Origin of the sequence: Denitromonas ohlonensis (assembly GCF_007625205.1) — a bacterium.
Lineage (GTDB): Bacteria > Pseudomonadota > Gammaproteobacteria > Burkholderiales > Rhodocyclaceae > Nitrogeniibacter > Nitrogeniibacter ohlonensis.
The window spans coordinates 25,583-48,919 of record NZ_VMNI01000003.1 but is presented as its reverse complement, the minus strand read 5'-3'; the positions used below and the strand labels follow the sequence as shown (position 1 = coordinate 48,919).

The following is a 23,337-nucleotide window of genomic DNA, read 5'->3' as shown; positions in this document are numbered from 1 at the left end:
ACCTTCAGCCCGCCCCCGGCGGGCTTTCTTTTGCGCAGATCAGATGCCGTGCGCGTCGGTCCATGCCTTGAGGTGTTCCAGCACGCCCAGCGCGCTGTGGCCCATGTCGGTCATCTCGTAGGCGACCGCGATCGGCCGGGTGCTGAGCACCTCGCGGCGCACCAGGCCTTGCGCCTCGAGTTCTTTCAGGCGTTGGTCCACCATCTTCTTGCTGGCGCCGCCGAGCTGGCGGGCCAGGTCGTTGAAGCGCACCGGCCCGTCCTTGAGGTGCCACAACACCGACCCCGTCCACTTCCCGCCAAGCACGCGCATGCCGCGCTCGATGGGGCAGGGTTCATTGCAACCGGCTTTCTTGGTTTCGACTTCGGTGGCGGGGGCATTCATGCGGGGCTCCGGATTCACTGTGGCGAGTAGGTTACCAAAATACCACTGGTTGATATTTGTTACCAGCGCCCCCACACTCTGCCCAAGCTGTCTTTTTGCACTGAATTCGAATAAGGACACCATCCATGACCACGTTGTTTTCACCCCTGCAAGTTGGCGCACTGACGTTGCCCAACCGCATCCTGATGGCGCCGCTGACCCGCACCCGCGCCGAGGCCGAGCATGTGCCGGGCGCCCTGATGGCCACGCACTACGCCCAGCGCGCCAGCGCCGGCCTGCTCATCGCCGAGGCCACCATGGCCATGGAAGGCACCTCGGCGTTCTGGAAAGAGCCGGGCATCTACTCGGAGGCACAGATTGCCGGTTGGAAGAAAGTCACCGACGCCGTGCACGCCGCCGGCGGCCGCATTGCGCTGCAGCTCTGGCATGCCGGCCGTGCCGCGCATCCGCTGCTCAACGATGGCCGCCAACCGGTGTCGTCCAGCGCCGTGGCGATTGCCAACGATGAAGTGCACACCCCGCAGGGCAAGCAGCCCTACACCGTGCCGCGCGCGCTGGCCGATGACGAGATTCCGGCCATCGTGGCCGGCTTCGCACAGGCCGCCCGCAACGCCAAGGCGGCGGGTTTTGATGCGGTGGAAGTGCACGGCGCCAACGGCTATCTGCTCGACCAGTTCCTGCGCGATGGCGTGAACGCCCGCACGGGGACTTACGGCGGCCCCATCGAAAACCGCGCCCGTCTGCTGCTCGAAGTGCTCGACGCCGTCGTCGGCGTGTGGGGCAGCGACCGCGTCGGCCTGCGCCTGTCGCCGCTCAACAGCTACAACGACATGATCGACAGCGATCCGGTCGCGCTCATCACCTGGCTGGCCAAGCGCCTGAACGATTACGACCTGGCCTATCTGCACCTGATGCGCGCCGACTTCTTCGGCAAGCAACACGGCGATGTCGTGACGCCGGTACGCGAGCACTATAAAGGCGTGCTCATCGGCAACATGGGCTACACGCCGGATGAGGCAAGCGCCGCGGTGGCCGCAGGCACGCTGGACGCTGTTGCGTTCGGCACCAGCTTCCTGGCCAACCCGGATCTGCCGGCACGGATCGCGGCGGGCGCCGAGCTGAACGCCCCGGATCCGGCGACCTTCTACACCTCGGGCCCCGAGGGCTATATCGACTACCCGACGATGGAGACGGCCGAGGCGGTGTAGTTACCGGGTCGGGCTGCGTGTGGGAACATTCTCCGACGTCGTTCGTTTCAGTGATCAGAGCCGCTCAACGGTCGATGAAGCACCGTTGAGTGGTCTGTCTAATCATTGATAGAAAAGGACTCGAGATCATGACAACACGTACTTTGACCCATCTTGCCTGCGTACTGAGCGCGTTGGCCGCCTTCACCATGGGCGGGGCCGTGGCGGCGAGTGGCGAGCACCATCACGACGCCAGCCCGCCCGCCCTGACCCTCAACGCCGGCAGCAAATGGCAGACCGATGCCCCGTTGCGCGAGGGCATGCAGCATATCCGTGCTCGTCTCGAGCTGACCCTGCCGGCGGTCCACGCTGGGCAAGCGTCGGCTGCGCAGTATGGCGCGCTCGCTGAGGCGGTGGAACAGGAGGTGGCCGGCATTGTTGCGCATTGCAAGCTGCCGCCCGACGCGGATGCCATGCTCCATGGCGTGATCGCCGAGTTGAGTCAGGTGGCCGATGCGCTCCGTGCCGCCCCGGCGGAGACTGATCAGCGGGCCGGTGTGATCCGGCTGGTGACGGCGCTCGATGCCTATGGCCGTCATTTCGATCATCCGGGCTGGGCCCCGGTGGCGACCGGGCACTGAGTCGCGACGCGCGCTGGGCATGCGAGATGAGGATGCATTGCGCGAGGCCGCCGAGATCGCGCGTGCCCGTGCTGGCGACACCGGCGCCTTCGCGGCGCTGGTGTGTCGTTATCAGGACCGCGTGTTCGGCTTTGTGTTGCGGATGATCGGCGTGCGTGAAGAAGCCATGGAGCTGACCCAGGATGTCTTCCTCAAGGCCTGGACGGCCTTGCCGGACTGGCGCCCCGAGGCGCGCCTGTCGACCTGGCTGCTGCAGATTGCGCGCAATGCCGCGCTCGATGTATTGCGTCGCCGTGAGCGTGTCGGCTTTACAGCACTCGAGGCCCTGGCGGAGGTCGCCGATACCGCGCCGGGGCCCGACGAGAACTATGCGGGGCGCCAGCGCCAGGGACGCCTCATCGACGCGCTCGCCCAGATCGCGCCAGAGCATCGCGAAATCTTGCTGCTGCGCGAGATCGAAGATTTGTCGTATGCCGAGCTTGGCGCGACGCTGGGGCTGAGCGAGGGGACGGTGAAATCGCGCCTTGCCCGCGCGCGCGCGGCCTTGCTGGCGCGTTATCGCCCGTTCGCCGGAGATGCCGATGACTGAAACCTGCCTTGATCTGGAGACGCTGTCGGCCTTGGTCGACGGTGCTTTGACGACGACCGCCGAACGCGAGGCCCGCGCGCATGTGGCGTGCTGTCCCGCCTGTGGCCTGCGGTTGAACGAGATGCGGCAGCTGAGCGAGGATTTTCATGTCTTGCCGACGCCGCCGCTCGGCTTCGATCTGGGCGCGCGGATCGAGACGCGCCTGCCGTCGCGACCCGCGCCGCGCCGTCACCTGTGGGGTGGGTGGTCGTCGTTGGTGGCACTGGCTGGTGCCGCCGCTGCGCTGGTCCTCGGATTGCGCCTCGGTATGAGTCTGGTGTCCGATGATGTCGGGCGAGAAGCGACCACACCGGTGGTGCTGGCGATGTCGGTTTTCGATGCCGTTCCGCCCGGCAATCTATGCCCCCGTCCCGACGCCTGTTTTCTTGCGAGAGTGTCCCGATGAAACGAACTGCCTTGCGCTTTGCCTTGCTGCTGTCCGTCCTGCTCAACCTTGGCGTGGTGGCCGCCATTGCGCTCGATGCCTTGCGTGCGCCATCGGCGCCGGTGCTGCCGGACTATCTGTCGCTGAACGCGGATCAGCGGGCGCGCTGGCACGCCGCGGAAGCACCGTTTCTGGCGCAGTTTGGTGCTGCCTCGGCTCGGCTCGAAACCCATCGCATGGCCTTGATTCGGCACATATTCTCCGAGACGGTTGATCCTGTGGCCATCGAAGCTGAACGCGCCCAGATTGCCCTGCTGCAACAGGCGCAGCAGCGATTGATGATCGAGCAACTGCTCACGGAGCGTGCGATGCTCGACCCCGCGCAACGCGAGCGCCTGGCCCACCTGCTGCTGAACCAGCCAGAGGTGTCGTCAGCGCTCGAAGCGCTGCATCGGCCGTGATTCGGCAGTGGCTGAGCGGACAACACTGCGGCGACAGCCGCTTTTAGATATGACTGGGCCGCGCGAAACGCATGAATGCCGGGTGAACGCGGGCTTCAGGTGCAGTTCAGCGGGCGGGTTTCAGAATGGCTCCACGGTCGAACAGACGATCGAAATGAACCCAAAGGAGAACCACCATGAAAACCCGTACCCTGCTTGCCTCCCTCGCCATGGCTGCCGGACTCGTTGCCGGCGGTGCTGCCCTGGTGCCCGCGTTTGCGCAGAATGCGCCTGTTGCCGCACCCATGTCCGAGGCCGCGTGGCTGAGCATCCCGCAAATCCACGACAAACTGACCGCGGCCGGTTACCGCGACATCCGGTCGGTGGAGCGTGAGCGCAATCGTTATGAAGTGAAGGCGACCAACGCCGAGGGACAGCGGGTCGAGTTGTATGTCGATCCGCAGTCTGGCGAGGTCATGAAGACCGAGCGCAAGCGCGCCGACCGCGATGATGAGGATCGCGAGCGGGGCGCGAAGGATCGGCGTGACTGACTGCGACTTGACGGTGGCGATTGGCCGCCGCTGAAAACAAGAACGGCGACCGAGGTCGCCGTTTTGCATGGTGCGCGAGCGTGTTCAGCGGCGACGGCGGGCAGCGCCCAGACCGAGCAGGCTCAGGCCAAGCAGCGCCAGCGTGGCCGGTTCGGGGATGGTGCCGCCGGGCTGCTCGGGAAAGATTTCCACCGCAGTGCCCTGAATACCGACGGTGAAGCCGTTCCAGTTTTCGCTGCTCAGGCTGCGCCAGCTGACCGAGTCAAAGGCGCCAGTGAAGCGCAGGGTGCCGTGCGGCTCGCCGGTGCCCAGCAGCTGGTATTCAAAATTGCCACCGCCCAGATCAACGATGTTCTTGTAGGACGTGCCGCAGCCCCAGTAGCCGCAGTCATTGCCATCGGCACCGCCAGCGCTGATGATGACGAAATCCTGATTGAAGGCATAGCCGTTGCCGTTGAGGCTGACAAAGCCGAACACCGGATTGGCGATGGCCTCGGAGAACTGCAGCGTCTGTGTGCCCGCGTAGCGAAGCGCGACGATGTCAGTCCCGGTCGGGATGTTGTCGACCTGGGCGCTGGTGTAGGGCGAGGTTGCGTCGTTGCGGCCCGAGCGCGCGTTCTGCCAGTAGTCGATGCCACCGGTGGGCTGATAGAAGGCGATGCCATTGGCGTTGGTGTAGGTGACGTCGACCGTGGCGGTGCCGGTGGTAATGGTGCCCTGGGCCTGGAAACCTGAGGTCGGGTCGAGGTCGCCACCGGTCCAGTCGGTCCAGAAGGTCGGGGCGGCCTGGGCGCCAGCGGCGGCGAGTGTCAGGGCGGTGGTCAGGGCGATACGAGAAAGCTGTGTCATGCGTTTGGCTCCAGAATCATGAGGACGGTGCTTTTCGGCGGTGGTGCGGGTGAGGCCGTCGGCAATGGGTCTGGATAGTCAAAAGCAAGTCTTGCGCCAAAGCGGATGTGTGCCACATTGTTCCAATAGAACAATGGGTTGGCCTTAGCAGCGCCGATACTGCGACGTATTGTCTGTAAAGAAAGCCGACGCCATGCGGTGTTGCGGGCTGTCGGCTTTCTGGCACTCAGTGAGTGCTTCGCTGACGCACGCCTACAACAAATACCGCTCCATCTGCTTCACCGGCACATTGCGCAGCAGATACAGATTGGGGTTGTCGCGCTGGGCGCTGCGCCCCGATTCGGTGACTTCAACCGGCTCACGTTCGAGGATGCACAGGCGGCGGCTGATGCAGTCGGCGCGCCACGCGGCGTTGGCCTTGCGGCCGCGCTCTTCGACCGCGATGCGGGTGAGCTGGAATTCGTCGGTCGGGTTTTCGGCGGCGACGCGGCGGCGGATGGCGTCGTGGGCTTTGTTGAGGCTACCTTGTTGCACGCACAGATCGTAGAGCGCGGCGAGGCAGCGGAAGTTGCCGATGGGGATGGGGCAGACACCATTGAGCCATGACAATGCGGCAATCAGCTTGCGGCCGTACACATCGTAGGCATAACGCAGGGTTTCGTCACGGAAGGCGGGGGTGTTGCCCACGGCTTGCAGCGCGGCTTTCCAGGCGGGGTCGAAGTCGGCCTTGTTGCGACCCCGGCTGAGGCCGTCGGCCCAGGCCACCTGGCGGCTGCGCGAGGGCAGGGCCAACACCTGCAGCCATTCCGTCCACAACTCGCCGAAGCAGCGTTTGAGGGCGGCTTCGTCGCGCGCCCGGTAGCGGCGGAACATCTCTTGCAGCGTGCCGGTGCCGAAGTTGACCTGGATGGGACCGAAGGACAGCCCGGCGCCGTCGAAATTGCCAGTCACCTGCAGGTAGGGGTCGCCCGAGGTCTCGAATGCGGCGGTGACCTGGATTGCGCGCTCGAGCGCGTTTTCGGCCACCAGCGGCGGAAGCTGCGCGGGGTCGGGCATTTCGAGATAGACCCGCGGCCCCTTGATCTCGATGCGCTCGAACCAGCCATCGCGCGCCAGTCGGGTGGCGGCGGCGGCGACCTCGGCGGGGTCGCCCGATTCGACCCACACGAAGCGGCCGTCCCGCCCGCGCCCCAGGCCGCCTTCGGGCAGCAGCGAGGCGATATCGACGCTGCGCTTGAGTGCGTTGCGCAGCATCTGGACGGCGCCGACCAGCTCGCGGTGGACCCGGATGCTGCCGTCGGGGCGGGTGTATTCGGCGAGTCGGAAGTTGGGGGTGACGGCGGCACGCGCGGGGCCGCCGACAAGATAGTCGTTGTCGTACTTCAAGCCTTGTGCCATGACATTTCCCTATGAGATATGCATTCGATGGGCGGGCGGTGGTGACAGATCTCAGTGTAGACGGCCAGCCTGCGCGAACAAGGCGTGTTGCTGGCTGAGCTCGCCGGCGCCCGGCTTTTGCCGTTACATCAGGGGTTTGGGCGGACGCAATTGATATCCATCAACACGCGCCCCGGGCCGTTCGGGACAATCGAGGCTTGACGCGCGGCGCCACGAGTGCCCGCGCGACCTGGCCCGCCAGACCATGCAGATGGCCGGTTCGGGGCGACTCCTGAGGTGATGTGAATGCAGATTGTGGCGTGGAACGACTCCCTGAAAACCGACATCGACGTGGTCGATCAGCAGCATCGCGGGCTGGTTGAACTGGTCAACGCGACGGCCGCGAAGCTGGCCGAGGCGCCCGAGTTGTCGGCAGACGAGGTGCGCTTGCTGCTGGGCTATCTCACCGAGTATGCGCAGGTGCACTTCAGCACCGAAGAGGCCTTGATGGCCTTGTGTGGGCTGGAGGCAAAACAGAGCGACGTCCATCATCAAAGCCATGCGCGCTTCCTTGCCCAGGTGGGCGACATGGTCGAAGCGCTGGGCGAGGACGGCGTACTCGACGGGCAGCGTCTGTTGATGTTCCTTGGCGACTGGCTGGTCGATCACATCCAGGGCGAGGATCAGGTCGTGGCCAAGGCGCTGCGTGCGGCACAGGCGAGTGCGTCCCCGACGGGGGGCGCAACAACCGCCTTGCCGACCGACGGGATGGCCAGCTGGGAGGCGCGGGCGCAGGCCTTGATGGCGCCGGCGGCGACCGAGCCGAGCTTCAGCGATGTGGTGGCGCAGCACAGCGCGGCGCTGCTGGCGAGCGAGGCCGGCGTGCTGGAGATGTGCGCACACGGCGAGGCGCCCGCCTTGATTGTGTCGGTCGATTCGGCCTTGATGCCGTCGGCCATCCTGCATGCCAACACCGCCGCGGCGGATTTTTTTGGCGAGTCGGCCGACGCTTTGAGCACGCAGCATCTGGCGGATGTGCTGGCGCCCGATGAAGCGCTGCGTTTTCCGGTGCTGGTCAGTGAAGTCTTGATGGCGGGCCGTTTTGAAGGGCGACTGCATTGCCGGGGCGCCGAGGCGCCGGTGTGGGCGCGGCTGACGCATCTGGCGCTGCATGGTCAGATGGTGTTGCTGGTGCTTTTGCGCCCGGCGGTCAGCGAGGCGGATGCTGCGGCGGCGGGGGTGGGCGAGCGGCTCAAGGAAGACAGCTCGGTGCTGTCGCGACACGCGCTGTTTCAGGGGCTGACAAAAGTGGAGCGCGATGGCCTGGAGTCTGCCTCACGCCTGATGCGCATGCCCAAGGGCAAGGTGGTGTTCAATCGCGGGGATGCGCCGCATGGCGTGTACCTGGTCATCAGCGGGCAGGTGAAGCTCGCGGTGTCGAACGCCCGCGGCGCCGAAAAAGTCATGGATATTGCCGGTCCGCTGCAGGTGTTTGGCGAGGCCGATGCGCTGACCGGCTCGGCGCACACGGTGTTCGCGCAAGCACTGACCGCCTCCGTGCTGCTGCTGATTCCGCAAGCGCCGCTGCTGGCCTTGCTCACGCGTAGCCTGCCATTTTCGCAAGCGGTGCTGGCGCATCTGGGCCGGCGTTACCACGCGGTGGCGGCCGAGCTCGAAGCCTTTGCGCTGCAAACCGGCATGGAGCGGGTCATCCACCATTTGCTGGCACATGCCCGCATCAACGGGCACGGCGTGCTCGAAGCCGTGCTGCCTGCGCAAAAGCAGATCATCGCCTCGTATCTCAATCTCACTCCGCCAACGTTGTCGCGAACCTTCCAGCAATTGAGCGAAGCCGGGCTGATCGAGATGAGCGGGCGCTATGTGCGCATCCCCAACAAACGCCGGCTGCTGAATTTCAGCACGGATTGAGCCCGCGTCGGCCCGTCGATGGCTGCGCCGGGCGTAGCAGCTATGCTGAAAATGGGCGCGGCCCCCGACCGCGCCGGGGAGGAGCGCCATGCACGATGTGACCGGTTATCGGGATTGGCCTGACATGGCGCGGTCGGCCAGATCCCGCTTGGCGACCATGGCCGACTTGCGCTGGTGCGAGCCGTGACCATGTGCCCACCCGCCCGACTCGCCGTGTTGCTGATCGCCGCGCTCACCGCTGCCTGCGGTGGTGATGAGCGCACGCTCACCGTCACCGCCACGGCCTACACCTCATCGCCCGGCGAAACCGACGACACCCCCAACATCGCCGCCTGGGGCGACACCCTGGCGCCCGGCATGAAAGTCATCGCCGTCTCGCGCGACCTGCTCGAGCTCGGTCTGGTGCAAGGCGCCGAAGTGACCATCGACGGCCTCGACGGGCGCTATGTGGTGCTCGACAAGATGCATCCGCGCTGGAACGAGAAGATCGACATCTATATGGGCGAGAACGTCAAAAAGGCCCGCGACTGGGGCCGGCGTGAGGTGACGATTCGCTGGGAAGGCGCCGAGGACTGAGCGCACCCGCTCGATTGAGGCTATTTTCCGCCGCCGCGCTGCTGCTGGCGGAACGCCTCCACCGGCAAGCCGCCAATGCCCCAGTTGTCGAGATCCACTTCGTCGATGACCACCACGGTGGTGGTCGGGTTTTTGCCGAGGACGCGGGCGAGCAGGGTGGTGACGCCGTCGATGAGTTCGGCTTTTTGCTCGGCGGTGGTGCCGCCTTCGCGGGTGATCTTGATGTTCACATAGGGCATGGTCAGCGGGCGCCTGTGGGGGTGGCCGGGTCGAAATGGAAGACCTTGGCGATGATGCGCCATTGGCCGTCGAGGCGGATGAGGCTGAGGATATCGTTGAAGTGTTTTTGCATCATGGTGCTTCGCATGCGCGCCAGTGCGGTGACCGGGCCGATGAGTTCGATGCTGTCGATGGTGTAGCGGCAGGCTTCGCCGGTGCTGTCGGGCGAGGTGCGACCGGCCACGATGGGAAAGTAGGTGGGCATGTCGAGGTGCAGCAACGTGCCGTCGCTGGCGGTGAAGTAGTGCGCCTCGGGGTGCAACACCTCGGCCAGTAGCGCGGTGTCGCAGCGCACCAGCGCATCGTAGTATTTTTGCAGCAACTCGGTGATGGCGGCGGTGTCGTCGGTCATGAGGGTTCCTTGGCGGTCAGCACTTCGCGGACGCGGGCTTTGAGGGCGGGTAATACGTCGTGTTCGAACCAGGGGTTGCGCACCAGCCAGCGGTTGTTGCGCGGGCTGGGGTGCGGTAGCGGCAGGGCTTGCGGCCAGTGGTCGCGCCAGTTTTCAACCACTTCGGTGAGCGGCGCCTTGCCGGTGCCGAGGTGGTAGTCCATGGCGTAGCTGCCGAGCACGATGACCAGCGACAGGCGTTCGAAGCGTTGCATGAAAGCATCGCGCCAGGCGGGGGCGCATTCGGGGCGCGGCGGCAGATCGCCGCTTTTGCCGGTGCCGGGGTAGCAGAAACCCATGGGCAGGATCGCGATTTTGGTGGCGTCGTAGAAGGTGTCGCGGTCCACGCCCAGCCAGGCGCGCAGGCGGTCGCCGCTGGGGTCGTCAAAGGGCACGCCAGAGGCATGCACGCGGGCGCCCGGCGCCTGGCCGGCGATGAGGATGGGCGCGCTCGGGTGAAACTGGAACACCGGACGCACACCATGCGGCAGATGCGCGGCGCAGCGCGTGCAGGCGCGGACGTCGGTCAGAAAGGTGTCGAGTGTCGGCATGGGGCGCTTCCGGAAAGGGCGCTTCGCGCAGAACGAGAGCGATCATCCTGCGCGAAGCGTATCCCGACAGCAAGTCAGTGCGGTGACAGCGTCGGATAGCCCTGGATGAACACCCGGTCGGTTTGCGCTGCGGGGATATGGCAGGCCTTGCAGTCGGCGTCATAGCTGGCCGCCACATTGGTGGCCGGCGCGTCGGCCTTGAACATGGCCCAACCCCAGCCGTCGCCCCATTGCGGGTTGCTGGCGAAACGGCCTTTGGCGTCCTTGACCATCACGAACCACACGGCCGCATCGGACCCCCAGACCACCGGATCGCCGGTGGTCATGGCGCCGGTCTCCAATTTGCGGATTTCCTTCACCAGCGTGGCGCCGTCCGGGAACTTGCCCGTTTTGCGATAGGCCTCGGCCGAGGCCTTTTCGGTGTACACATCGTGCATGCCGCGCGCGGCGGATTTTTCGTCCAGCACCGCCCATGAGCCCAGATGGACGAAGTGGGTACGGAAGTCGGTGGGGCGGCTGATGCTGCCTTTGGCGTCGACATAGGGTGAGAAGTCGCCGGCGGTGGCGACCAGTGGCAGGGCGAGGGCGCTGGCGAGCAGCGCGCGGGTGAGCGTGGTTTTCATCATCTTCTCCTTTTTACCAAGGTCGGTCAGACGGCGACGACGGGGAAATCCACTGTCGTGTCGGCGATGTGGTTGGTGTAGTTGGTGAGGGTGTTGAGCGCGACGTTGGCGATCACTTCCAGGATCAGGCCGTCGTCGAGCCCGGCGCGGCGGTAGCTGGCAATCGCCTCGGTGGCGACTACGCCGCGTTGTTCGACCAGCGCGCGGGCAAAGCCGGCGATGGCGTCGTCGAGGGCGTTGGCGCCCTTGCCGCTGCGGGCGGCGGCGATGGCCTCTGCCGACAGGCCGGCGCCTTTGCCGATCAGGGTGTGTGCGCTCAGGCAGTACTGGCAGCGGTTGGCCTGACCGGCGGCGAGTGCGACGATTTCGCGTTGTGCGGTGCTGAGGCGGCCGGTGCCCAGCGTCTCGGACAAACCGAGGTAGCCGTTGAGCGCGGCCGGTGCGTGGGCGAGCGTGGCGAACATGTTCGGCACCATGCCGAGTTTGGTTTTGACGGCCTTGAGTGTGGCGGCGGTCGCGGTGTCGGCGGTGTCGAGGGTCAGGGGGGCGATCTGGGTCATGTGTTTCTCCGTTGTGAGTGAGGTGCAAGAGCACGTGACGCATCATCGCCGCTTGTTTGGTACGATATGGCGCATTCAGTATCAAATATGTAACGCATCGTCTTGGATGGAGATTGGCATGGCAGATCGACTGGCTGGTTTGCTTCAGCACTACTCGCTGTCGGCGCGCGTGTTTCACAGCGGCGCCTTCTGTGGGCAGCATCACTACGCGGCGCCGCACGGCTATATCCATCTGCTGCGGCGTGGCCCGATCACGGCGTGCTCGTCGGTGCATGGGGATCTGCTGGTCACCGAGCCGAGCCTGCTGTTTTATCCGCGCGTCGCCTCGCACCGCTTTATCGCAGCACCGGGCGACACCGTCGACTTGCTGTGCGCCGAAGTGGACCTGGGGGCCTCGGCCGGCAACCCGCTGGCCATGGCCTTGCCGCCGATGTTGCAGATTCCGCTGGCCGATCTGCCGGGACTGGGCCCGACGCTGGACTTGCTGTTTGCCGAAGCCGAGCGCGATCAGTGCGGCCGGCAGGCGGCCATCGACCGGCTGTGTGAGTTGTTGCTGATTCAGCTGTTGCGTTATCTGATGGACCAGGGCGCGGCCCAAACCGGTTTGCTCGCCGGCCTGGCTGACCCGAAACTCGCGCGCGCCATCACCGCGATGCACGACGCGCCGCAGACCGCGTGGTCGCTGGAGGCGCTGGCGGCGCAGGCGGGCATGTCACGCGCGCGCTTCGCCGCCGCGTTCAAGGACACGGTGGGGGTGACGCCGGGCGACTATCTGGCCGACTGGCGCATGAACGTGAGCTGCACCTTGCTCAAGCAGGGGCGGCCGGTGGCGGTGGTGGCGGATCGGGTCGGCTATGGCAGCCCGAACGCGTTGGCGCGGGCCTTCCGTGCGCGCATGGGCTGCGCCCCGCGTGACTGGCTGGCGCAGGTGCGCGGCGAGGCGGCGCTCAGCGATTCGTGAGCTTGAGTTCGATGCGTCGGTTCTTGGCGTAGGCGGCGTCGGTGTTGCGTTCGTCGAGCGGGTGGAATTCGCCGTAGCCGGTGGCGGCCAGGCGCTGTGGTTCGATGCCCTGTGCGCGCAGGAACTTGACGATGGACAGCGCGCGCGCGGTCGATAGCTCCCAGTTCGAGGGGAAGCGCTCGGTCGAAATCGGGCGGCGGTCGGTGTGGCCATCGACTTGCAGCACCCAGGGCAGATCGGCCGGAATCTCGCGGGCGATGCCCTTGAGCGTGCTGGCCAGTTTGGCGAGCTGGTGTTTGCCGGCCTCGCTGACATTGTCCGAGGCGCTGTCGAAGAGCACCTCGCTGGAGAACACAAAGCGGTCGCCGACGATCTGCACATCGTCGCGCTTGTCCAGCACCTCACGCAGTCGGCCGAAGAACTCCGAGCGGTAGCGCGCCAGTTTTTGCACCCGGCTGGCCAGCGCCACGTTGAGCTTCTTGCCGAGTTCTTCGATTTCCAGATCCTTGCTGCGCGCGGCGGTTTCGGCCGCGCCGAGGGCTTCATTGAGCTGTTCGAGCTGGGTGCGCAGGGCGGCGAGTTGGCGGTTGAGCAGTTCGACCTGGGCGATCGAGCGCTCCGACAGTTCGGTCTTTTCCTTGAGCGCCGTGCCGGTGCTGTCGAGCTGGCTGGCCAGTCGTGCGGCCTCGGCTTCGAGTTCGGTCTTGAGGCGTTGCAGGGCGGCGATGTCGGCGACCAGCCGCAGCCCTTCGGCCTCGGCGGCGGCGCGGGCCGCCTCCGTTTCGGCGCGCGCGGCTTCGGTCGATTGCAGGCGGACATCGAGGGCTTGACGGGCCGATTCGCTGCTGGCGAGCGAGGCGGAGAGTTCGCCCAGTTGCACATCGGCTCTCTTGCGGGCGTTGGTTTCGAGGCTCAGTTGCTCAGCCAGCTGAGACAGCTCGGCGTTGAGCTGCGCCAGCGCGCGGTCGCGGCCGGAAACGGCGTCGGTGAGCACGAACTGACCAATGGTGAAGATCAGGATGACGAAGATCATCACCATCAGTAGCGCAGCCAGCGCATCGACAAAGCCGGGCCAGAAGTCGATGCCGCGCCGGCGGCGGCCGATGGAGGCCATCGGCTTAGTCCGTCCGCCGGTTGTCGAGGGCTGCCGCGATGGTGCGCGACATCAGCCGGATCTCTGAGCGGAGCTCTTCGGAGAACTGCGCGTTCTGGTTGGGTTGGTGGGCCAGATGACGGACCAGTCCGGCGAGATCGTCCTGACTGCTGGCCAGGGTGCTGAAGTCACGCGACTCGCGCGAGATGAGGTCGGCCAGGCGGGTGAGCTGGCTGTTCAGATCGCCGAGCTGGTCGCCAATCGCGTGGCGTTCGCGTTCGGACTCAACCGAGGATCGCTGCATGCGCTCCAGGCTTTCAGCGGTCTGCTCGAGCAGGGCCACCACGTAGGCCGGGACGGTGCCGTCGCCATCGCCGCCCATGCCGGACGAGGGCAGGCGGGTGATGCTGGAGAGCCATTCTTCGAGTTCGTTGTAGAAGCGGTTCTGGGCGTGACCGGATTGCAGGTCGAGAAAACCGACCACCAGTGAGCCGGCCAGACCAAACAGCGAGGTGGAGAAGCTGGTGGCCATGCCCGACAGCGGTGCATCCAGCCGGGTCTTGAGCGTTTCGAACATGGCGACCGGGTCGGCGCCCACGCTCATGCCGCCGATGATGTCGCCGACCGAGCGGATGGTGGCGAGCAGGCCCCAGAAGGTGCCGAGCAGCCCGAGGAAGATGAGCAGCCCGATCAGGTAGCGGGACAGATCGCGCTGCTCTTCGAGGCGGATCTGCACGCTGTCGAGGATGGTGCGCATCGACGCCGGCGAGAGGTGAAAGCGGCCACCGTCGCGGCTGGTGAGCAGGCGGGCCATGGGGGCGAGCAGGACCGGGCGGCCGTCGCCGGTGCCGCCGCCGTCGGCGCGCGGCTCGAAGGCTTCGATCCACAGCACTTCACGCTGCAGTCGCCACACCTGGCGCAGATTGACGCCAATGCCAACCACCAGCACGGCGATGATCACGCCGTTGAACAGCGCGTTGGCGCGAAAGGCGGATTCGAGTTGGGGGGCCAGAAAGGCCGCCAGCAATGCCACGAGTGCCAGAAACAGGCTCATCCAGGTGGTGGCATGGACGGGCCGGGTGAAGGCTTTGTGTTGCATCGACATGGGCTCCTGATGGCGCAGCGGGGGCGCTCGGACCCATCCAGTCTAACGCGCTTCACCCCCGAAGCCGAAGCACCACGGGCGCCTTGGGGCGTGACGCATGTCGCGACGCAGGCCGGCGAGCGGGCTTATAACGCAAAGTTTCATGCGTTCAGCGCGTTTATATAGAAATTGGCGCTATCCATATGCGCGACGAGGCAGGGGGCGCTGCTTTAGTCTTCGATCCCATCAAGGCCGCGTTCAGGCGGTCGAACAGCGCAACACGGCGGTGTGACACACACCGCGAACGGAGAAGACGCATGGAACTGATCGGCGCAGTGGCAATCGTGGTGGTGGTGTTGGCGGGGTCCTACCTGGCTGGCAAGCGCAAGAAGCAAGACGGTCTGGCCCGCATCGAAGCCGACCCGACGCTGGCGGCGCGGGTGTATCTGCGCGCCGACGCCGAGACGGGCGCTTTCTGGCTGCATGTTGAAATGCGTACGGGCAAGAAGCTTCGCCTGGCGGCGCCTTGGGATCTCGACGCCACGCTGGCACGTCTGGCGGCCGTTGGTCTGCATCTGTCTGCGGACGATCAGGCCGCGCTGACGGCATCGCGTGTGGTGTCGGCATCCGCCGCCGAGCCGCAACGCCGACGTGCCGAGGGCTTCTCCGCCGCGCACGCCTGATCCTGTTTTTTACGCCTTCGGGCCCGTCATGATCGCCGCCTTGTGCGGCGATTTTCTATTTTGCCTCTATTTCGAAAGTCTTAGCGTCAAGCTTGGCGGCCGGCTGCCGTTGAGTGATTGATGAACGACGGCGGTCGAGGTGTGGCATGAGCCAAGAGGATGAAAAGCACGATCAGGCAGCGGCGCGGTTTCGCCACCTGCTGGATCTGTCGTCGGACTGGTACTGGGAGCAGGACGCCGAGTATCGGTTTTCGGCGTTCTCCGATGGTCTGGCTGCACGCGGCAACACGTCGCCCAGCGCTTTTGTCGGCATGACACGTTGGGCGTTCTTGCGACTCAAGGGTGCAGGACTGAGCGAGGCCGAGATTGCGGCGCACGAGGCGCTGGTGCGCGCCCACCAGCCATTTCGTGAGTTGGAATACAGCTTGATGACCAACGATGGTTTGCGGCATTTTTCGATCAGCGGCGATCCGGTTTTTGACAAGAATGGGGCTTTCGCGGGCTATCGCGGGATCGGCCGCGACGTCACCGCCCGCTGGCTGGCGCAAGAGGCCTTGCGCGAGCGCAACGCCGCGCTGGAGGCCGCCAACGCCCGGCTTGAGAAGGCGCACAATCAATTGCTGCAATCCGAGAAGATGGCCTCGGTGGGGCGTCTGGCGGCCGGCGTGGCGCACGAAATCAACAACCCGCTCGGCTTCGCCACCGGCAATTGCGACATGCTGGCGCGGGATGTGACCGCCTTGATGGCCTTGCTGTCAGCCTATCGCGACGCCGACACGCTGATCGCCGCCCAGGCGCCGGCGGTGGCGGCGACCCTGTCGCAGCAATGCGTTGAGGCGGATGTGGCGTTTCTGACCGATGACATCCCTGAGCTGCTGAACGAGTTGAAATCGGGCCTGGATCGGGTGCGTGTGATTGTGGCCGATCTGCGCACCTTTGCCGAAGCCGGCACCAGCGCCATGGAGCAGGTCAGCTTGCGAGCGCTGGTGACGCGGGCCCTCAACCTGTTGCCTGCGCAGTCGCTGGAACGCGCTGATGTTCAGTCCCGGTTTGCCGAGTTGCCGCCGCTGGCGTGTCGCGCGGGGGACGTGAGCCGCGCCTGCGTGCACCTGCTGACCAATGCGCTACAGGCCGTGGCCGGCGGCGGCAAATTGACCATCGAGACCGGCCAGACTGACGGTGAGCAGTGGGTGGCCGTCGAGGACACCGGGCCGGGCATCCCTGCTGACATTCAGGCCTACGTGTTTGACCCCTTCTTTACCACCCGCCCGGTGGGCGAAGGCGTGGGCCTGGGTCTCACGCAGGCCTGGGGCATTGCCGAGCAGCACGGCGGCCGCATCGACATGGACAGCGTGGCAGGTCGCGGGACGCGCATGACGCTGTTTCTGCCGATCTCGCAGGACGCCTAAGCGCCAGTCGGCTTGCCGAGCAGCATCGCCAGTGCGCTGTCGGCCAGCGCGTCGAGCGACAGCGCGCCGTCGGCGCGATACCAGTGCGTACTCCAGTTGAGCATGCCGAACAGCCACAGCCGCACCGGCGGCGCGGCGCTGGCGATGTGTCCGGCGGCGGCCAGCGCGTCCAGCGATTGCTGCCACGGAATCTGATATTGATCGAAGGCGTCGGCGATTTCACGCTTGGCGGCGGCGTCGAGCGCGCGGGTTTCGCCGATCAGCAAGGGCGAGTCGCAGTCGAATTCATGCAGGCTGGCCAGATGGGCGCGCACCAGTACCCGCAGGCGCGCGAGCGGGTCGTCCACGCCGGCGATGGCCGCCCGCTGGCGGGCATCGCTGTTGGCAAGGCCTTCGAGGATGACTGCCTTGAGCAGATCGAGCTTGCTACGGAAGTGGTAGAAGGGGCTGCCCGAGCGCATGCCCGCGGCCTCGGCGATATCGCGCGTGGTGGTGGCCTCGAAGCCTTTTTCGACAAACAGCCGGGCCGCCGCGCGCAGCACGTCGGCACGGCGGTTGGCCTCGGCGGCGGGCTCTATCTTTTTGCGCGGCATGTTTACAGTGCCGCCGCGACGCGGGTGCCCTGGTCGATGGCGCGCTTGGCGTCGAGCTCGGCGGCCAGGTCGGCACCGCCGATCAGGGTGACCGGAATGCCGGCGGCTTCGAGCGGGGCCTGCAGTTCGCGGCGCGAGAGCTGGCCGGCGCACACCACGATGGTGTCGACCGGCAGCGTCCTGGCTTCGCCATTGACCGTGATGTTCAGGCCGGTGTCGGTGATGGCGTCATATCTCACGCCGGGGATCATCATCACGCCGCGCTTCTTGAGCAGGGTGCGGCGGATCCAGCCGGTGGTCTTGGCCAGGCCTTCGCCTACCTTGGATTCCTTGCGCTGCAGGAGATAGACCTGGCGCGGCGCCTTTTCGTCCACCGCCGCCACCAGCCCGCCGCGATTGGCGTAGGTCGTATCGATACCCCACTCGCTGTTGAAGCGCTCGGCCTCGGTGCGCGCGTCATGGCTGTGGGTGAGGAACTCGCCCACGTCGAAGCCGATGCCGCCCGCGCCGATGATGGCCACCGACGCGCCGGCCACTTTGCGGCCCTCAATGATGTCCAGATAGCTCGCCACCTTGTCGCTGTCGGCGCCGGGGATGTCGAGCTTGCGCGGGATGATGCCGGTGGCCAGCACCACATGGTCAAAACCGGCCGCCTTGAGCGCGTCCGGCTCGGCCCGCGTGTTCAGTTTCAGCGCGACGCCGGTGGTCTCGATACGCTTGCCGAAGTAGCGCAGCGTCTCGTTGAAGTCCTCCTTGCCGGGGATCTGCTTGGCAATGTTGAACTGCCCGCCGATGCGGTCCGCCGCGTCGAACAGCGTCACTGCGTGGCCGCGCTCGGCCGCCGTGGTGGCGCAGGCCATGCCCGCCGGGCCGGCGCCAACCACCGCCACTTTTTTGGGCGTGGTGGTCTTTTCGATGACGAATTCGGTTTCGTGGCAGGCGCGCGGATTCACCAGGCAGGAGGTCAGCTTGCCGTTGAAGATATGGTCCAGGCAGGCTTGGTTGCAGGCGATGCAGGTGTTGATCTCGTCGCCACGGTTCTCGGCCGCCTTGTTAACAAAGTCGGCATCGGCCAGGAAGGGGCGGGCCATCGACACCATGTCCGCGCAGCCCGAGGCCAGCACGTCTTCGGCCACTTCCGGCGTGTTGATCCGGTTGGTGGTGATCAGCGGAATCGTCACCTCGCCCTTGAGCCGCTGCGTGACCCACGCAAACGCCGCGCGCGGCACCATGGTGGCGATGGTCGGGATGCGCGCCTCGTGCCAGCCGATGCCGGTGTTGATGATGGTCGCGCCCGCCGCCTCGATGGCCTTGGCCAGCGCCACCACCTCGTCCCAACTGCTGCCGCCCTCAACCAGATCGAGCATCGACAGGCGGAAGATGATGATGAAGTTCGGCCCCACCTTGGCCCGCGTGCTGCGCACCGTCTCCACCGCAAAGCGGATGCGGTTCTCGAAGCTGCCGCCCCAGTCATCGGTGCGGTGGTTGGTTTGCGGCGCGATGAACTGGTTGATCAGGTAGCCCTCGGAGCCCATGATCTCGACCCCGTCATAGCCCGCGTCCTGCGCCAGCTTGGCGCATTTGGCGTAGGCCGCGATGGTGCGGCGGATGCCCCAGCCGGTCAGCGCGCGCGGCCGAAAACGGTTGATCGGCGCGCGCAGGGCAGATGGAGCCACACACAGCGGGTGGTAGCCATAGCGGCCGGTGTGCAGAATCTGCAGCGCGATCTTGCCTCCCTCGGCATGCACCGCGTCGGTCACGATACGGTGCTTCTTCACCTGCCACGAAAAGCTCAACTGCGAGCCTGCGTGAAACACCCGGCCCGCCAGGTTCGGCGCAAAACCCCCGGTCACGATCAGCCCCGCGCCGCCGCGCGCACGCTCCGCATAAAACGCCGCCATGCGCTCGAAGCCGTTCTTCTCCTCCTCCAGCCCGGTGTGCATCGAACCCATCAGCGTGCGGTTGCGCAGCGTGGTGAAGCCCAGATCAAGCGGGGCGAGCAGGTGCGGGTAAGGGGCGTTGGCAGGGGCGTTCATCGGGTCTCCGTGCAGCGATTAATTTTTAAGCAAGCAAGCGCTTGGTTATTGTTCCTTGTGCGCGGGAGAAATGCAAGCGGCTTGCGAGCGACGGTGCTCACGAGTGCAGCACAGATTGTCGTAGGGTGGGCGGCTCGCCGCCCACCAAACCGCGTGCGAGACCATCGACCGATGGTGGGCAGCAAAGCTGACCACCCTACGACAATCGGCCTCGCGCGATCAGCCGCCGAAGCTGGTGCAATGCCCTTCGTTATTGCTCTCTACGGCCTTGCCTCTAGATTTTTGCCCTCGCTAGGGAAGGCACCCTGTCAGACTGTCGACAAATCGATTGCAACGAGGACCGTGATGACAGACCAAGCAAGCGCGCCGAGCCGCCGCAGAATTCCCTGGGTATTGATCGGCGTGGTGCTGTTCGTTCTGGCGTTCATGGGGCGGACGGGCTACGACATTTACGATAAGCGCAAGGCGATGGCCTTGGTGCAGGCGGCGTTTGCGGAGTTTGATGTGGCGGATCAGCGGTGGGGGTTGGCCGCGGAGTCGGCGATGAGTGCGCCGGGCGACAAGGCGGTGGCGTTGATCAGGGACATGACCGAGGCCGAGCAGGTGGTGGCGGGGGTGTCGGCGTGGGGGTGTGCGGCGCGGGTGGGTGAGCAGTTGGTGCTTGCGATGCAGGCGTCGAGGTTGGCGGTGATGGCGCGGTCGGCGAGTGACTCGACCGACGATGCTGCATTCGCCGAGGCGATGCGTGGTGCGCGGGATGCGCGTCTGGAGTATGAGATGGTGCGGGCGCGGTGTTTTGAGAAGCCGCGCAGTTGAGTGCGTCGCCCGGAGGCGGGGTGCGTAGCCCGGATGCAGGCCGCAGGCCGGAATCCGGGGGCGGTGCTTGATCAACCGATGAATCCCGGATTCCGCTTCGCTGCATCCGGGCTACCGTTGCCTTCGGTCGCGGGCGGTTTGAACAGCGCCGGCATGGCTTCTGACGCCGGTGCGTCAGCGCTCGCAAGGGGCGTTTCAATAGCTGGTGCCTTTGCCGGCTTCTTTGCTTTCTTCTGCCGCCGGAAGTGGCGATTGCCGACGTGTTCGATGCGGTTGAGCTGGAAGGTGATCTCGGCGCCGTAGAGCAGGATCAGCGACACGTAATAGACCCATAGCAGCACGATGGCGAGTGAGCCGGCGGGGCCGAAGGCGGCGGCGGTGTTGCTGCGGCCGAGGTAGAGGCCGATGGCCCATTTGCCGAGTTCGAACAGGATGGCGGTGAGCACGGCGCCGATCATGAGGGCGCGGGTGGACAGTTTGGTGGGCACCAGCACTTTGTAGATGATGCCGATCATGCTGCTTTGCAGGGCGAGCGAGATGCCGATCTGCAGGGCGGTGGCGAGCCACAGCAGGGCCTGGATGCCGCGGGTGGCGTATTCGCCAACGGCGAGGATGGCGGCGCTGGCGACCAGCGAGATCATGAGCAGAAAGCCGATGCCGATGACGACGGTGAGGCCGCGCAGGCGGCCGATGAGTTGTTTCATCCAGGCGCTGCGGCCCTGGTTGGGGCGCCCAAAGACGGCTTCGAAGGCGTGGCCCATCTGGACGAACAGGCCGGTGGCGCCGATCAGGGTGATGACGGTGCTCACTGCGGCGGCGAGCGCGCCTTTGCCGGATTCCTGACTGGCGGTGACCATGCGTGCGATGAGGCGGGCGCCGTCGGCGCCGATGAGCGCTTCGAGCTCGCCGACGATGCGCTCGCTGGCGGTGTCGGCGCCAAAGATGAGGCCGGCCACCGAGACGGCGATGACCAGCACGGGTGCGAGCGAAAACGCGGAGTAGTAGGCGAGGGCGGCGGCGTAGGTGGCGCAGCGGTCATCGCCCCATTTGCGGGCGGCGCGCCAGGGGACGAGGGCGTAGCGAAGTGCGCGGGTGAGTGTCGTCACGGCGATGGCTTATTGCGGATGCGTGAAGCCCCTACTGTAACCGCGTTGCGCGGCGATGTCGGTCTTGCGCGGACGCGGATCGGGCAATTGTCACAATTGCGTACATTCTGAAAATAGTTGCGCAAACATAGGCTGCGAGACTCCAGCCTCGAACATGGCCCCCAGGCCACCCGGACGCCGAATAAGAAAACCCCCGGCGCTGCGGCATAGAAAAGCGATACACAAGGAGGAGGCGGGTATGTCAGACCCCCGTGGGCAGGCTGAACTGAACACTTTTCCGCGCCTGTTGATGCAGCATGCTCAACAGCGGCCGACCCGGCCGGCAATGCGTGAGAAGGAATACGGCATCTGGCAGACCTATAGCTGGGCAGAGGTTGCGCAAAACGTGCGCGCCATCGCCTGCGGTCTGGCAGAGCTGGGTTTCAAGCGGGGCGATCGCCTCGGCATCATCGGGGATAACCGCCCCCGCCTGTACTGGTCGGTCGCGGCCTGTCAGTGCCTGGGTGGCATTCCGGTGATGATGTATCAGGATGCGGTGGCCGAGGAAATGGCCTACGTGCTGCAGGACGCCGAGATCAAGTTCGCCGTGGTCGAAGACCAGGAACAGGTGGACAAGATGCTCGAGATTCGCGAGCAGTGCCCGCTCCTCGAGCATGTCATTTATGACGATTCGCGCGGCATGCGTCACTACGCCGACACCTTCCTGCTTGGCCTGGATGAGTTGCAGTCGATGGGCACGGCCCACGACAAGAGCCAGCCGGACTTTCTCGATGGCGAGATCAGCAAGGGCGGGCCTGACGATGTGTCGGTGATGCTCTACACCTCGGGCACGACGGGCAAACCGAAAGGCGTGTGTCAGACGCACGACGCGTTCATTCAGTCGGCCAAGGGCGGTTGCCAGTTCGACAAGCTGACCGAGAACGAAGACATCCTCTCTTACCTGCCGATGGCCTGGGTGGGCGACCACCTGTTCTCGTATGCGCAGGCGATGGTGTCGGGTTTCACCATCAACTGCCCGGAGTCGGGCGAGACGGTGATGACCGACCTGCGCGAGATTGGCCCCACCTATTACTTTGCACCGCCGCGCGTGTTCGAGAACCTGCTGACCACCGTGCTGATCCGCATGGAAGACGCGAGCTGGCTCAAGCGCAAGATATTTGCCTTTGCCATGGATGTGGCCAAGCGCTGCGGCGGCGAGATTCTGGATGGCAAGCCGGTGTCGAGCTCGGACCGCTTCCAGTACTGGCTGAGCAATCTGCTCATCCTCGGGCCGCTCAAGAACGTGCTGGGCTTCTCGCGTATTCGCGTGGCCTACACCGCCGGTGCGGCGATTGGCCCGGATCTGTTCCGTTTCTATCGCTCGATCGGCATCAACCTCAAGCAGCTGTATGGCCAGACCGAAACCTGCGCCTATGTGTGCCTGCAGCCGGACGGCCAGATCAAGCTCGATTCCGTCGGCAAGCCGGCGCCGGGGGTGGAGGTGAAACTGGCCGAGAACGGCGAGATTCTGGTCAAGGGGCCGATGCTGCTCAAGGCGTATTACAAGCGCCCCGACGCAACGGCCGAGTCGATCAACGAGGACGGTTACTTCCTCACCGGTGACGCGGGCTTCTTTGATGAAGACGGCCACCTGAAGATCATTGACCGTGCCAAGGATGTGGGCAAGCTCAATAGCGGCAGCATTTTTGCGCCGAACTACATCGAGAACAAGCTCAAGTTCTTCCAGCACGTGAAGGAAGCCGTGGCCTTCGGCAACGAGCGCGATTACGTGACCGCCTTCATCAACATCGACCTCGAAGCCGTGGGCAACTATGTCGAGCGCCGCGGTCTGGCCTACTCGGGCTATACCGATCTGGCCGCTCAGCCGATGGTGCTGCAGCTGATCAAGGAGTGTGTTGAAGAGATCAACGCGCAACTGGCGGCCGACCCGATGATGGCCGATTCGCAGATCAAGCGCTTCCTGATTCTGCACAAGGAGCTGGATGCCGATGACGGCGAGCTGACCCGAACCCGCAAGGTGCGTCGCAAGTTCGTGTCGGAGCGCTACGCGGTGCTGATCGATGCGCTGTATTCGGGCAAGAGCGAGCAGCACATCGAAACCGACGTGAAATACGAGGATGGTCGCCAGGGCAAGGTTTCTGCCGACCTTAAGATCGAAGAGGCGAAAACCTTCGCCCCGCAGGCCGCAAAGACGGCCGCCTGAGC

At 65.4% G+C, this 23,337-nt stretch carries 26 protein-coding genes; 13 read left to right on the top strand and 13 right to left on the bottom strand.

Going from position 1 to position 23,337, the window contains the following annotated elements:
• Positions 1 to 39: 39 nt before the first annotated feature.
• The gene (locus FHP89_RS02635) at positions 40 to 384 is read right to left on the bottom strand and encodes a winged helix-turn-helix transcriptional regulator (RefSeq protein WP_144176196.1); all 345 of its coding nucleotides are present in this window, start codon (positions 382 to 384) and stop codon (positions 40 to 42) included.
• A 125-nt stretch (positions 385 to 509) separates the two neighbouring features.
• Between FHP89_RS02635 and FHP89_RS02630 the strand changes: the two genes are divergently transcribed.
• From FHP89_RS02630 to FHP89_RS02605, 6 genes are all read left to right on the top strand, one after another.
• A complete protein-coding gene (locus FHP89_RS02630) occupies positions 510 to 1,592 on the top strand; it encodes an alkene reductase (RefSeq protein ID WP_144176195.1) in 1,083 nt (360 codons plus the stop codon).
• A 128-nt stretch (positions 1,593 to 1,720) separates the two neighbouring features.
• Positions 1,721 to 2,212: a hypothetical protein gene (locus tag FHP89_RS02625; RefSeq protein WP_144176194.1), complete on the top strand. Its 492-nt coding sequence runs from the start codon at positions 1,721 to 1,723 to the stop codon at positions 2,210 to 2,212.
• A gap of 19 nt (positions 2,213 to 2,231) precedes the next feature.
• Entirely contained in the window at positions 2,232 to 2,801 is a 570-nt protein-coding gene (locus FHP89_RS02620; RefSeq protein ID WP_144176193.1) for an RNA polymerase sigma factor, read from the top strand.
• Entirely contained in the window at positions 2,794 to 3,246 is a 453-nt protein-coding gene (locus FHP89_RS02615) for an anti-sigma factor family protein (protein ID WP_186300251.1), read from the top strand. The genes FHP89_RS02620 and FHP89_RS02615 overlap by 8 nt, the downstream gene beginning before the upstream one ends.
• Positions 3,243 to 3,686: a periplasmic heavy metal sensor gene (locus FHP89_RS02610; RefSeq protein WP_144176191.1), complete on the top strand. Its 444-nt coding sequence runs from the start codon at positions 3,243 to 3,245 to the stop codon at positions 3,684 to 3,686. The genes FHP89_RS02615 and FHP89_RS02610 overlap by 4 nt, the downstream gene beginning before the upstream one ends.
• 176 nt (positions 3,687 to 3,862) lie before the next feature.
• The gene (locus FHP89_RS02605) at positions 3,863 to 4,216 is read left to right on the top strand and encodes a PepSY domain-containing protein (protein ID WP_144176190.1); all 354 of its coding nucleotides are present in this window, start codon (positions 3,863 to 3,865) and stop codon (positions 4,214 to 4,216) included.
• A gap of 84 nt (positions 4,217 to 4,300) precedes the next feature.
• On the opposite strand, the gene FHP89_RS02600 is transcribed toward FHP89_RS02605, so the two are convergent.
• Both FHP89_RS02600 and FHP89_RS02595 read right to left on the bottom strand, forming a co-directional pair.
• On the bottom strand, positions 4,301 to 5,065 hold the full coding sequence (locus tag FHP89_RS02600; RefSeq protein ID WP_144176189.1) for a PEP-CTERM sorting domain-containing protein: 765 nt from the start codon (positions 5,063 to 5,065) through the stop codon (positions 4,301 to 4,303).
• Positions 5,066 to 5,317: 252 nt separating this feature from the next.
• Complete coding sequence (locus FHP89_RS02595; protein WP_144176188.1) at positions 5,318 to 6,463, bottom strand: hypothetical protein; 1,146 nt, start codon at positions 6,461 to 6,463, stop codon at positions 5,318 to 5,320.
• 285 nt (positions 6,464 to 6,748) lie between these two features.
• On the opposite strand from FHP89_RS02595, the gene FHP89_RS02590 reads away from it, so the two are divergent.
• Together FHP89_RS02590 and FHP89_RS02585 are read left to right on the top strand one after the other, a co-directional pair.
• Positions 6,749 to 8,371: a bacteriohemerythrin gene (locus FHP89_RS02590; RefSeq protein WP_144176187.1), complete on the top strand. Its 1,623-nt coding sequence runs from the start codon at positions 6,749 to 6,751 to the stop codon at positions 8,369 to 8,371.
• A 189-nt stretch (positions 8,372 to 8,560) separates the two neighbouring features.
• Positions 8,561 to 8,947, top strand: coding sequence for a 3D domain-containing protein (locus FHP89_RS02585; protein ID WP_144176186.1), 387 nt, complete (start codon positions 8,561 to 8,563; stop codon positions 8,945 to 8,947).
• 20 nt (positions 8,948 to 8,967) lie between these two features.
• Here FHP89_RS02585 and FHP89_RS02580 read toward each other — a convergent pair whose 3' ends face one another.
• From FHP89_RS02580 to FHP89_RS02560, 5 genes are all read right to left on the bottom strand, one after another.
• A complete protein-coding gene (locus tag FHP89_RS02580) occupies positions 8,968 to 9,186 on the bottom strand; it encodes a tautomerase family protein (protein ID WP_144176185.1) in 219 nt (72 codons plus the stop codon).
• A gap of 2 nt (positions 9,187 to 9,188) precedes the next feature.
• Entirely contained in the window at positions 9,189 to 9,578 is a 390-nt protein-coding gene (locus FHP89_RS02575) for a nuclear transport factor 2 family protein (protein ID WP_144176184.1), read from the bottom strand.
• On the bottom strand, positions 9,575 to 10,168 hold the full coding sequence (locus tag FHP89_RS02570) for a uracil-DNA glycosylase family protein (protein WP_144176183.1): 594 nt from the start codon (positions 10,166 to 10,168) through the stop codon (positions 9,575 to 9,577). The genes FHP89_RS02575 and FHP89_RS02570 overlap by 4 nt, the downstream gene beginning before the upstream one ends.
• 74 nt (positions 10,169 to 10,242) lie before the next feature.
• Positions 10,243 to 10,791 (bottom strand): cytochrome P460 family protein, encoded by a 549-nt coding sequence (locus FHP89_RS02565; RefSeq protein WP_144176182.1) that lies wholly within the window; start codon positions 10,789 to 10,791, stop codon positions 10,243 to 10,245.
• Between the two features lie 26 nt (positions 10,792 to 10,817).
• Entirely contained in the window at positions 10,818 to 11,351 is a 534-nt protein-coding gene (locus tag FHP89_RS02560) for a carboxymuconolactone decarboxylase family protein (protein ID WP_144176181.1), read from the bottom strand.
• 118 nt (positions 11,352 to 11,469) lie between these two features.
• On the opposite strand from FHP89_RS02560, the gene FHP89_RS02555 reads away from it, so the two are divergent.
• Positions 11,470 to 12,312 carry a helix-turn-helix transcriptional regulator gene (locus FHP89_RS02555; protein WP_144176180.1) on the top strand — a complete coding sequence of 281 codons (843 nt, stop codon included), beginning with the start codon at positions 11,470 to 11,472 and terminating at the stop codon, positions 12,310 to 12,312.
• On the opposite strand, the gene FHP89_RS02550 is transcribed toward FHP89_RS02555, so the two are convergent.
• Both FHP89_RS02550 and FHP89_RS02545 read right to left on the bottom strand, forming a co-directional pair.
• Positions 12,299 to 13,426: a peptidoglycan -binding protein gene (locus FHP89_RS02550; protein WP_144176179.1), complete on the bottom strand. Its 1,128-nt coding sequence runs from the start codon at positions 13,424 to 13,426 to the stop codon at positions 12,299 to 12,301. The two genes, FHP89_RS02555 and FHP89_RS02550, sit on opposite strands and share 14 nt — an antisense overlap.
• 4 nt (positions 13,427 to 13,430) lie before the next feature.
• Entirely contained in the window at positions 13,431 to 14,504 is a 1,074-nt protein-coding gene (locus FHP89_RS02545) for a flagellar motor protein MotA (protein WP_144176178.1), read from the bottom strand.
• Between the two features lie 302 nt (positions 14,505 to 14,806).
• Between FHP89_RS02545 and FHP89_RS02540 the strand changes: the two genes are divergently transcribed.
• Positions 14,807 to 15,172 carry a hypothetical protein gene (locus FHP89_RS02540; protein ID WP_144176177.1) on the top strand — a complete coding sequence of 122 codons (366 nt, stop codon included), beginning with the start codon at positions 14,807 to 14,809 and terminating at the stop codon, positions 15,170 to 15,172.
• A 146-nt stretch (positions 15,173 to 15,318) separates the two neighbouring features.
• Positions 15,319 to 16,581, top strand: coding sequence for a sensor histidine kinase (locus tag FHP89_RS02535; protein ID WP_144176176.1), 1,263 nt, complete (start codon positions 15,319 to 15,321; stop codon positions 16,579 to 16,581).
• On the opposite strand, the gene FHP89_RS02530 is transcribed toward FHP89_RS02535, so the two are convergent.
• Together FHP89_RS02530 and FHP89_RS02525 are read right to left on the bottom strand one after the other, a co-directional pair.
• Positions 16,578 to 17,174 (bottom strand): TetR/AcrR family transcriptional regulator, encoded by a 597-nt coding sequence (locus FHP89_RS02530; protein ID WP_144176175.1) that lies wholly within the window; start codon positions 17,172 to 17,174, stop codon positions 16,578 to 16,580. The two genes, FHP89_RS02535 and FHP89_RS02530, sit on opposite strands and share 4 nt — an antisense overlap.
• Positions 17,175 to 17,176: 2 nt before the next feature.
• The gene (locus FHP89_RS02525; protein WP_144176174.1) at positions 17,177 to 19,210 is read right to left on the bottom strand and encodes an NADPH-dependent 2,4-dienoyl-CoA reductase; all 2,034 of its coding nucleotides are present in this window, start codon (positions 19,208 to 19,210) and stop codon (positions 17,177 to 17,179) included.
• 345 nt (positions 19,211 to 19,555) lie between these two features.
• Between FHP89_RS02525 and FHP89_RS02520 the strand changes: the two genes are divergently transcribed.
• Positions 19,556 to 20,026: a hypothetical protein gene (locus FHP89_RS02520; protein ID WP_144176173.1), complete on the top strand. Its 471-nt coding sequence runs from the start codon at positions 19,556 to 19,558 to the stop codon at positions 20,024 to 20,026.
• A 71-nt stretch (positions 20,027 to 20,097) separates the two neighbouring features.
• On the opposite strand, the gene FHP89_RS02515 is transcribed toward FHP89_RS02520, so the two are convergent.
• Entirely contained in the window at positions 20,098 to 21,132 is a 1,035-nt protein-coding gene (locus tag FHP89_RS02515; protein ID WP_186300250.1) for a YihY/virulence factor BrkB family protein, read from the bottom strand.
• Positions 21,133 to 21,370: 238 nt separating this feature from the next.
• Between FHP89_RS02515 and FHP89_RS02510 the strand changes: the two genes are divergently transcribed.
• On the top strand, positions 21,371 to 23,335 hold the full coding sequence (locus FHP89_RS02510) for an AMP-dependent synthetase/ligase (protein WP_144176171.1): 1,965 nt from the start codon (positions 21,371 to 21,373) through the stop codon (positions 23,333 to 23,335).
• Positions 23,336 to 23,337: the final 2 nt, after the last annotated feature.

Coding starts and splice junctions, on each gene's coding strand:
- FHP89_RS02565 (WP_144176182.1), bottom strand. CDS start 10,791: ATGAAAACCACGCTCACCCGCGCGCTGCTCGCCAGCGCCCTCGCCCTG.
- FHP89_RS02595 (WP_144176188.1), bottom strand. CDS start 6,463: ATGGCACAAGGCTTGAAGTACGACAACGACTATCTTGTCGGCGGCCCC.
- FHP89_RS02520 (WP_144176173.1), top strand. CDS start 19,556: ATGACAGACCAAGCAAGCGCGCCGAGCCGCCGCAGAATTCCCTGGGTA.
- FHP89_RS02545 (WP_144176178.1), bottom strand. CDS start 14,504: ATGCAACACAAAGCCTTCACCCGGCCCGTCCATGCCACCACCTGGATG.
- FHP89_RS02615 (WP_186300251.1), top strand. CDS start 2,794: ATGACTGAAACCTGCCTTGATCTGGAGACGCTGTCGGCCTTGGTCGAC.
- FHP89_RS02610 (WP_144176191.1), top strand. CDS start 3,243: ATGAAACGAACTGCCTTGCGCTTTGCCTTGCTGCTGTCCGTCCTGCTC.
- FHP89_RS02530 (WP_144176175.1), bottom strand. CDS start 17,174: ATGCCGCGCAAAAAGATAGAGCCCGCCGCCGAGGCCAACCGCCGTGCC.
- FHP89_RS02560 (WP_144176181.1), bottom strand. CDS start 11,351: ATGACCCAGATCGCCCCCCTGACCCTCGACACCGCCGACACCGCGACC.
- FHP89_RS02580 (WP_144176185.1), bottom strand. CDS start 9,186: ATGCCCTATGTGAACATCAAGATCACCCGCGAAGGCGGCACCACCGCC.
- FHP89_RS02525 (WP_144176174.1), bottom strand. CDS start 19,210: ATGAACGCCCCTGCCAACGCCCCTTACCCGCACCTGCTCGCCCCGCTT.
- FHP89_RS02590 (WP_144176187.1), top strand. CDS start 6,749: ATGCAGATTGTGGCGTGGAACGACTCCCTGAAAACCGACATCGACGTG.
- FHP89_RS02635 (WP_144176196.1), bottom strand. CDS start 384: ATGAATGCCCCCGCCACCGAAGTCGAAACCAAGAAAGCCGGTTGCAAT.
- FHP89_RS02550 (WP_144176179.1), bottom strand. CDS start 13,426: ATGGCCTCCATCGGCCGCCGCCGGCGCGGCATCGACTTCTGGCCCGGC.
- FHP89_RS02630 (WP_144176195.1), top strand. CDS start 510: ATGACCACGTTGTTTTCACCCCTGCAAGTTGGCGCACTGACGTTGCCC.
- FHP89_RS02625 (WP_144176194.1), top strand. CDS start 1,721: ATGACAACACGTACTTTGACCCATCTTGCCTGCGTACTGAGCGCGTTG.
- FHP89_RS02570 (WP_144176183.1), bottom strand. CDS start 10,168: ATGCCGACACTCGACACCTTTCTGACCGACGTCCGCGCCTGCACGCGC.
- FHP89_RS02585 (WP_144176186.1), top strand. CDS start 8,561: ATGTGCCCACCCGCCCGACTCGCCGTGTTGCTGATCGCCGCGCTCACC.
- FHP89_RS02600 (WP_144176189.1), bottom strand. CDS start 5,065: ATGACACAGCTTTCTCGTATCGCCCTGACCACCGCCCTGACACTCGCC.
- FHP89_RS02575 (WP_144176184.1), bottom strand. CDS start 9,578: ATGACCGACGACACCGCCGCCATCACCGAGTTGCTGCAAAAATACTAC.
- FHP89_RS02535 (WP_144176176.1), top strand. CDS start 15,319: ATGAGCCAAGAGGATGAAAAGCACGATCAGGCAGCGGCGCGGTTTCGC.
- FHP89_RS02620 (WP_144176193.1), top strand. CDS start 2,232: ATGCGAGATGAGGATGCATTGCGCGAGGCCGCCGAGATCGCGCGTGCC.
- FHP89_RS02555 (WP_144176180.1), top strand. CDS start 11,470: ATGGCAGATCGACTGGCTGGTTTGCTTCAGCACTACTCGCTGTCGGCG.
- FHP89_RS02605 (WP_144176190.1), top strand. CDS start 3,863: ATGAAAACCCGTACCCTGCTTGCCTCCCTCGCCATGGCTGCCGGACTC.
- FHP89_RS02540 (WP_144176177.1), top strand. CDS start 14,807: ATGGAACTGATCGGCGCAGTGGCAATCGTGGTGGTGGTGTTGGCGGGG.
- FHP89_RS02510 (WP_144176171.1), top strand. CDS start 21,371: ATGTCAGACCCCCGTGGGCAGGCTGAACTGAACACTTTTCCGCGCCTG.